The sequence below is a fragment of the Mycolicibacterium vaccae NBRC 14118 = CIP 105934 genome, assembly GCF_001552715.1.
Classification (GTDB): domain Bacteria; phylum Actinomycetota; class Actinomycetes; order Mycobacteriales; family Mycobacteriaceae; genus Mycobacterium; species Mycobacterium vaccae.
This window is the reverse complement of the sequence record NZ_BCRS01000072.1, coordinates 21,665-29,478: the sequence shown is the minus strand read 5'-3', so window position 1 is coordinate 29,478 and position 7,814 is coordinate 21,665. Positions and strand designations below refer to the sequence as shown.

General features: G+C 69.1%; 9 protein-coding genes and 1 pseudogene. 7 read left to right on the top strand and 3 right to left on the bottom strand.

All coding sequences use genetic code 11. The features are described from left to right. A pseudogene (locus tag MVA01S_RS30875) lies at nucleotides 1-143 on the top strand (DUF349 domain-containing protein); the annotation flags it as partial. Here the strand turns inward: MVA01S_RS30875 and MVA01S_RS15395 are convergent. Both MVA01S_RS15395 and miaB read right to left on the bottom strand, forming a co-directional pair. Then, nucleotides 144-743 (bottom strand): Rv2732c family membrane protein, encoded by a 600-nt coding sequence (locus MVA01S_RS15395; protein WP_174538931.1) that lies wholly within the window; start codon nucleotides 741-743, stop codon nucleotides 144-146. Then, nucleotides 740-2,272, bottom strand: a complete 1,533-nt coding sequence (miaB, locus tag MVA01S_RS15390) for a tRNA (N6-isopentenyl adenosine(37)-C2)-methylthiotransferase MiaB (RefSeq protein WP_081529190.1) — start codon at nucleotides 2,270-2,272, stop codon at nucleotides 740-742. Before miaB ends, MVA01S_RS15395 begins: the two co-directional genes overlap by 4 nt. A 155-nt stretch (nucleotides 2,273-2,427) precedes the next feature. On the opposite strand from miaB, the gene MVA01S_RS15385 reads away from it, so the two are divergent. Genes MVA01S_RS15385 through MVA01S_RS15360 form a run of 6 tightly spaced genes read left to right on the top strand, consistent with a single transcriptional unit; the run spans nucleotide 2,428 to nucleotide 6,290 of the window. Next, complete coding sequence (locus MVA01S_RS15385) at nucleotides 2,428-3,156, top strand: amino acid ABC transporter ATP-binding protein (protein WP_003933602.1); 729 nt, start codon at nucleotides 2,428-2,430, stop codon at nucleotides 3,154-3,156. A 31-nt stretch (nucleotides 3,157-3,187) separates the two neighbouring features. Continuing rightward, on the top strand, nucleotides 3,188-4,021 hold the full coding sequence (locus tag MVA01S_RS15380; protein ID WP_003933601.1) for a glutamate ABC transporter substrate-binding protein: 834 nt from the start codon (nucleotides 3,188-3,190) through the stop codon (nucleotides 4,019-4,021). A 27-nt stretch (nucleotides 4,022-4,048) separates the two neighbouring features. After that, a complete protein-coding gene (locus tag MVA01S_RS15375) occupies nucleotides 4,049-4,729 on the top strand; it encodes an amino acid ABC transporter permease (RefSeq protein WP_003933600.1) in 681 nt (226 codons plus the stop codon). After that, nucleotides 4,729-5,604, top strand: a complete 876-nt coding sequence (locus MVA01S_RS15370; RefSeq protein WP_003933599.1) for an amino acid ABC transporter permease — start codon at nucleotides 4,729-4,731, stop codon at nucleotides 5,602-5,604. Before MVA01S_RS15375 ends, MVA01S_RS15370 begins: the two co-directional genes overlap by 1 nt. Nucleotides 5,605-5,616: 12 nt before the next feature. After that, nucleotides 5,617-6,030 (top strand): DUF1622 domain-containing protein, encoded by a 414-nt coding sequence (locus tag MVA01S_RS15365; RefSeq protein WP_040543108.1) that lies wholly within the window; start codon nucleotides 5,617-5,619, stop codon nucleotides 6,028-6,030. After that, complete coding sequence (locus MVA01S_RS15360; protein ID WP_003933597.1) at nucleotides 6,027-6,290, top strand: hypothetical protein; 264 nt, start codon at nucleotides 6,027-6,029, stop codon at nucleotides 6,288-6,290. Before MVA01S_RS15365 ends, MVA01S_RS15360 begins: the two co-directional genes overlap by 4 nt. Here the strand turns inward: MVA01S_RS15360 and MVA01S_RS15355 are convergent. Further along, entirely contained in the window at nucleotides 6,259-7,797 is a 1,539-nt protein-coding gene (locus MVA01S_RS15355) for an FAD-dependent monooxygenase (protein ID WP_255251697.1), read from the bottom strand. The two genes, MVA01S_RS15360 and MVA01S_RS15355, sit on opposite strands and share 32 nt — an antisense overlap. Nucleotides 7,798-7,814 lie beyond the last annotated feature (17 nt).

Below are 7,814 nucleotides of genomic sequence, written 5' to 3'. Positions count from 1 at the left end.
CCCGAGCCGAACAGTTCGAGCGGCAGGCGGAGAAGGCGGCGGCCGCCGGTCGCACCAAGGACGCCGAGCAGGCACGCGCCAGTGCCGAGCAGTGGCGTCAGTGGGCGGACGCGGCAGCGGACGCGGTCAGCCGCAAGCGCTGACTAGTTCTTCGGCGGGGCGGCGTCGTCGCCCTCGTCGGGGAACGACTCCAGAATGCCCTTCTGCTGGCCTTCGCTGACGACGCGGCGACGCTCCTCCTCGGCGGCCAGGTGCAGGGCGGTGCGGGTGGCGACCACCCGGGCCCAGTGGTAGCTGAGCAGGATCACCGCGAGCCAGCCGATGACCAGGCCCAGTCCGGGACCGGGATACGGCTCCGGCGCGGTCTGCCGCGACCACACCGCCAGCAGGCCCAGAAACGCCGACACGGTCGACCCGGCGAGCGCGATCCACGCCATTGTCCAGCGTCGGGTCAGCAGTGCCAGCATCGCGAAGCCGACTCCGAACACGAGCGAGAACCACGCGAACACCCGCGACGGCAGCGCGACGCCGGCCTCGGTGGCCGCCTCGGAGCCGGTGAGCACGTCGAGTCCGCGCGCACCACCGGTGTGCGGGAGTACGAGCGTGGCCAGCAGCACGAACACCAGGATCGACAGCACCAGCGCCCGCGCGCCCGGGTCGATCTCCCGGGCGACGCGCCGTTCGGCCGCCTCCAGGTCGCCCTTGAAGGCGTCGAAGCCGTTTCCGCCGGATTCCCCGCTCATCGCGCACATCCGCTCGTCGCCGGTGCCGCGGGGGGCACACCGATTGCGGGCATTCCGAGACCGACCCCGGTGCGCGGCTTCCGGCCGGCCTCGTGCGCGTCACCGGCCCGGGTCCGCCGGTGCTGCAGCGGCGCGCCGTCGGCGATCAGATGGTGCGGCGCGGCGCCGGTGACGGTGGTCACCACGACGTCGCCCGGCCTGATCCCGTGACCGGCGGGGCCGGGGGCGAAATGCACCAGCCTGCCGTCGCGGGCCCGGCCCGACATCCGGGCGGTGGCGGCGTCCTTACGGCCCTCGCCGGTCGCGACGAGCACCTCGACGCGACGCCCGATCTGTGCGGTGTTCTCGGTCAGCGAGATCCCCTCCTGTAGTGCGATCAGCCGCTGGTAGCGCTCGGACACAACAGCTTTGGGGACCTGATCGGCCAGTTCGGCGGCCGGGGTGCCCGGCCGCTTCGAGTACTGGAAGGTGAACGCGGTGCTGAACCGGGCCGCCGCCACGACGTCGAGGGTGGCCTGGAAGTCCTCCTCGGTCTCCCCGGGGAAGCCGACGATGATGTCGGTGGTGATCGCCGCGTGCGGGATCGCGGCGCGCACGCGGTCGATGATGCCCAGATAGCGCTCGGCCCGATAGGACCGGCGCATCGCGCGCAGCACGCGGTCGGAGCCGGACTGCAGCGGCATGTGCAGGGTCGGGCACACGTTGGGCGTCTCGGCCATCGCCTCGATGACGTCGTCGGTGAACTCGGCGGGGTGCGGCGAGGTGAACCGGACGCGTTCCAGCCCGTCGATCCGGCCGCAGGCCCGCAGCAGCTTCGCGAACGCGCCGCGGTCGCGCGGCTGGTCGGCGTCTACAAAGGACACGCCGTAGGCGTTCACGTTCTGCCCCAGCAGGGTGATCTCCAGCACGCCCTGGTCGACCAGCGACTGCACCTCGGCCAGCACGTCGCCCGGCCGCCGGTCCACCTCCTTGCCGCGCAACGAGGGCACGATGCAGAAGGTGCACGTGTTGTTACACCCGACGGAGATGGAAACCCAAGCCGCATAGGAGGATTCACGACTGGCCGGCAGCGACGACGGGAATTCCCGCAGCGCTTCGGCGATTTCGACCTGCGCGGCGCGGTTGTGGCGGGCCCGGTCCAGCAGCGCGGGCAGCGAACCGATGTTGTGGGTGCCGAACACGACGTCCACCCACGGCGCTTTCTGCAGCACCGAGTCCCTGTCCTTCTGCGCCAGGCAGCCGCCGACGGCGATCTGCATGTCCGGGTCGGACTGCTTGCGGGGCGCGAGGTGACTGAGGTTGCCGTACAGCTTGTTGTCGGCGTTCTCCCGTACCGCACAGGTGTTGAACACCACGATGTCGGCGTCGGTGCCTGCGCCGGCGCGGCGGTAGCCGGCCTCCTCGAGCAGTCCGGCCAGGCGTTCGGAGTCGTGCACGTTCATCTGGCAGCCGTACGTGCGGACCTCGAACGTTCGCGCCGGACGGTCGGGGGAAAGCCCGCTCGCCTGCTGCGTCACGGTAGAAGTCACGGGGCCATCCTACGGAGCGCGAGGGCCGCCCCCTAAATCGCCGAGACGGGCGGAGCAGCGGGGAAATGCCCGATCGCCGAGTTCACAGCACACTGGACATTCCCTGGGTAAGGTCTTCACGCATGGAGAGCCCCAGGGAGTCCCCTGACGTGCCGATGATCTCTGTGAAGGCGGTGAACAAGCACTTCGGCGCCCTCCACGTCCTCAAGGACATCAACCTCGAGGTCGGCCGCGGTCAGGTCGTCGTCGTGCTGGGCCCGTCGGGGTCGGGCAAGTCGACGCTGTGCCGCACCATCAACCGGCTGGAGACCATCGACTCGGGCACCATCGCGATCGACGGCGTGGTCCTGCCCGAGGAGGGCCGCAAGCTCGCCCAGTTGCGGTCCGACGTCGGCATGGTGTTCCAGTCGTTCAACCTGTTCGCGCACAAAACGATCCTGGAGAACGTGGCGCTGGCGCCGATGAAGGTGCGCAAGGCGTCCAAGGAGAAGGCGCGGGAGAACGCGATGCGCCTGCTGGAACGCGTCGGAGTGGCCAACCAGGCCGACAAGTACCCGGCCCAGCTCTCCGGTGGACAGCAGCAGCGGGTGGCGATCGCGCGGTCGCTGGCGATGGACCCGAAGGTGATGCTGTTCGACGAGCCGACCAGCGCGCTGGATCCCGAGATGATCAACGAGGTGCTGGCCGTGATGGCGGGCCTGGCCTCCGACGGGATGACGATGCTGGTGGTCACCCACGAGATGGGGTTCGCGCGCAGAGCCGCCAACCGCGTGGTGTTCATGTCCGACGGCGCGGTCGTCGAGGACGCCGAACCCGCCGAGTTCTTCGAGAACCCCCAGACCGACCGTGCCAAGGATTTCCTCGGCAAGATCCTGCACCACTGACCCGGTCCCCCCGGCGAAAGGAATCACCACCATGTCCCCCAAGTCCCTGTCCGCGCGCGTCGTAGGCGCCCTCGCGCTGGCCGCCGCACTTCCCCTCGCAGTGACCGCGTGCGGCGGCGGTGACGGCGGCAGCGGGGGTGGTGGTGGCGACACGATCGTCATCGGCACCAAGTTCGACCAGCCCGGCCTGGGCCAGAAGAACCCGGACGGCACCGTGAGCGGGTTCGACGTCGACGTGGCCACCTACGTGGCCGGCGAGCTCGGCTACACCCCGGACAAGATCGAATGGAAGGAAGCGCCGTCGGCGCAGCGCGAGAACCTGATCCAGAACGGGCAGGTCGAGTACATCGCCGCGACATACTCGATCACCGACGCGCGCAAGGAGAAGGTCTCGTTCGCGGGCCCGTACCTGGTCACCGGCCAGAGCCTGCTGGTGCGCTCGGACAACAGCGACATCACCGGTGCGGCGTCGCTGGAGAACAACAAGATCCTGTGCTCGGTGTCAGGTTCGACTCCCGCGCAGAAGATCAAGGACGAGTACCAGGGCGTTCAGCTGCAGCAGTACGACACCTACTCGGCATGCATCGACGCGCTCAAGAACGGCGCCGTCGACGCGGTCACCACCGACGAGGTGATCCTGGCCGGCTACGCCGCGCAGAACCCGGGCGCCTTCAAGATCGTCGGTCAGCCGTTCTCCGAGGAGCGCTACGGCATCGGCCTGAAGAAGGACAACACCGAACTGCGCGCCAAGATCAACGACGCGCTGCGCAAAATGGAGGAAAGCGGGGCCTGGAAGGAAGCGTTCGACAAGAACCTCGGCCCGGCCGGAATCACCGCGCCGACACCCCCGCCGCTCGACAACTGAGCGCACAGGTAGCCATCGGAGCCGCCTGTGGAGATTTTCACCGAGTATCGCGCGGAGATCTTCGCCGCGTTCCTGACCACCGTCGAGCTCACGGTGCTGTCGGCGATCGGTGCGCTTGTGCTCGGCACGGGGCTGGCCGCGATGCGGCTGGCCCCGGTGCCGATGCTCAACTGGATCGGCACCTCGTACGTCAACATCGTGCGCAACACCCCGCTCACGCTGATCATCCTGTTCTGCTCGTTCGGCCTGGCCCAGACGCTGGGGCTGACACTGGCCAACCGGACCTCGCCCACGTTCATCGCTGACAGCGGTTTCCGGCTGGCCGTGCTGGGCCTGACCGTCTACACCGCGGCGTTCGTGTGCGAGACGGTCCGCGCCGGGGTGAACACCATCCCGCTGGGGCAAGCCGAAGCCGCCCGCTCCCTCGGGCTGACGTTCGGCCAGAACCTGCGGATCGTGCTGCTGCCGCAGGCATTCCGCGCAGTCATCATCCCGCTGGGTTCGGTGCTGATCGCGCTGACGAAGAACACCACGATCGCGTCGGCCATCGGTGTCGCCGAGGCCGCGCTGTTGATGAAGGAGATGATCGAGAACACCGCCGCGGTGCTGGTGGTCGGCGGCATCTTCGCGCTGGGATTCGTGATCCTGACCCTGCCGCTGGGTCTGTTGTTCGGTTGGCTGGGCAAGCGAATGGCGGTGGCGCACTAGTGGCCGGCTCTGTCCTGTTCGACGTCCCGGGTCCCCGCGCGCGGATCCGCAACCGAGTGATCTCGGCGATCACCCTGGTGGTGCTCGCGCTCGTCGCCTGGGTGGTGTACTCGCGGCTGGAGTCACGGGGTCAGCTCACCGCCGCGAAGTGGGAACCGTTCCTGACCCCCGATCTGTGGCGCACCTACGTGCTGCCGGGCATCGAGGGCACTCTGACGGCCGCGGCTGTGTCGATCGTGCTGGCCCTGGCACTGGGGCTGGTACTCGGGGTGGGCCGGCTGTCGGCACACACCGGGATCCGCTGGGCCTCGTCGGTGTTCGTCGAGTTCTTCCGCGCGGTGCCGGTGCTGATCATGATGATCTTCGCGTACTTTCTGTACGCGTTCTACGACGTCTTCCCGTCCAAGCACCTGGCGCTGGCCGGCGTCATCACCGGCCTGACGCTCTACAACGCCGCGGTGATCGCCGAGATCGTCCGTGCCGGGGTGCACGCGCTTCCGCGCGGGCAGGCCGAGGCCGCGTCGGCGCTGGGGATGACCTCCGGTCAGACGATGCGCTCGATCCTGCTGCCCCAGGCGATCACCTCGATGCTGCCCGTCCTGATCTCCCAGCTGGTCGTGGTGTTGAAGGACACCGCGCTGGGCTACCAGATCACGTTCGTGGAGATGGTGCGCCAAGGCACCGTGATCGGGTCGGCCTACGGCAACTACATCCCCGCTCTGATCGTGATCGCGCTGCTGATGATCGCGATCAACTTCACGCTGTCGTGGCTGGCCACCCGGCTGGAGCGGCGGATGCGCCGGTCCCGCAAGGGCCCGGCGCCGATGGAGGCCGAGCCGCTGGAGCTGCAGGGCGACCGCAGCCGCGGAGTCTGACCCGCACCGCCGATGAGTTCTGCGTTGCTGGCCTTCGAGGTGCTGCCCGAGGCGACCCTGCGCGGCATGGTCGACCTGATGGTCCGCCTCATCGAGGCGTGCGGCGCGGTGGTCATCATGATCGGCGCGGTGGTCGCGATCGTGAAGTTCGTCGCCGCACTGGCCCGGCGCAACCTCGACCAGTTCTCCGCGGTGCGACTCACGATGGCCCGTTTTCTGGTGCTGGGACTGGAATTCCAGCTCGCCGCGGACGTGCTTCGCACCGCGATCTCCCCGTCGTTCGAGGAGATCGGCAAGCTGGCCGCGATCGCAGCGATCCGCACCGCGCTCAACTACTTCCTCAACCGCGAGATCGCCCAGGAGAAGCGCGAAATCGAACTGCTGCGCCATCCGGCGCCGGCGCCCGGTCCCCCGCCGGTGTCGTGACCGTGATCATCGCCGCGTCGTGGTGCCTGGCGATCGCCGGTATCGCGCTCGGGGCGGCGGCGCTGGTCGTGTTCGGCCGGCCGCTGCCGGCGTTGCGCGTGACGTTGGAATTCCTGACCGCGGCGGGCCTGCTGCGGTTGAGCGCGGACTCGTCATGGACGGCGATCGCCGTGGCCGCGGTGCTGATCGTGTTGCGCCGCATGATCACCCGCGTGCTCGTCGCCGACTTCACGATGTCGCGGGCGCGCCGAACCATCTGAACAGAGCCTCAGCAAGCCCGGCGCCGTCCACGGCACTGTTCATGGCGCCGTCCACGGCGGCGACCCAGGCGACGTGCCCGTCCGGCCGGATCAGCACCGCAGACGGTGCGGGCACCTGCCCGAGCACCGGCAGTTCCCAGGTGCGCTCGCACCGGGCGGTCACCTTCTGCACGCGGTCCTGCCATCCGGTCAGGTCGACGCCGCCGGGAACCCCGAGGTCGAGCAACACGGGCCGCGCGCCGTGCAGGAGTTCGTAGACGCGCACCGTGCCGCCCGCGGTACTCAGCTCCAAGTCGGGCATGCGCAGGCCGACCAGCGGATGCCCGTCACCGAGGTCGTACCGGATGTCGAGCCCGGACATCATCGCGGCGACGTGCCTACGGGTTTCGTCGAGGGCGAGCAGTTCGGCGACGGCGCCGTGCAGCACCGTGGTGCGGTCGTCCTGGCGCAGCAGGGCCATCTGAGCCACGGCGTTGCGCAGCACGCGCGCACCGACCGGGTGCCGCTCGTCATGGTAGGTGTCGAGCAGGTCGTCGCAGGACGTCCCGTGCACGACCTGCGCCAGCTTCCAGCCGAGGTTGACCGCGTCCTGCAGTCCGGTGTTGAGCCCCTGCCCGCCGACAGGGTGATGCACGTGCGCCGCGTCCCCGGCCAGCAGGACGCGTCCGCTGCGGTAGCGCGCCGCCTGCCGCGCCATGTCGGTGAACCTGAAAAGCGATGTGGGACTGTGCACCCCGTAATCGGTGCCGTACACCGCGGTCAGCGCGTCGCGCAGCTCGGACAGGCCCGGCTCGCGTGAACGCCGAAGATGCTGCTCGGTGACCATGATCCGCGTCGGCCCGTCGTCGGACGGACTGAGCGCATGCACCCCACGAGCGTCGCGCCGGATGCCCCACTCGGGTTCGTGGCCCGGCTGCGGTGCGATCTCCGCTTCGGCGAGCAGATAGCTCGTGGTCGGTTCCCAACCCGGAAACTCGATGCCCGCTGCCTTGCGGATGAGGCTGCGCCCGCCGTCGCAGCCGACGAGGTAACCAGCCCGCAGCGTCTGCCCGTCGGACAACCTGACGTCGACCCCGTCGCGGGTCTGCGTGAAGCCCAGCACCTCCTGCCCGCGATGGACCACGACCCCGAGTTCGTCGACCCATTCGGCCAGCAGACGCTCGATGTGCTTCTGCCACAACGCCAGACCGTACGGGTGGCGGGTCGCGAAGTCGCTGATGTCCAGACGGACCTGGGCGAAACCATGCACCTGCATGGTCTGCCCGGCGGCCAGGAAGCGGTCGACGATGCCGCGTTGGTCGAGGATCTCGAGGGTCCGCGACAGCAGGCCGCCGGCCCGCGCACCCGTGAGGTCCCCGCTGTCACGACGTTCGACGACCGCGACGTCCACCCCCGCCAGCGCCAATTCGGCGGCCAGCATCATGCCGGTAGGCCCGCCCCCGCCGATCACCACCTGGTGGTCGACAAAGCGGGATCGAATTCGGCTGTTGCTCTGTGTTCTCGTCACGGCAGCCGATTCTGGAG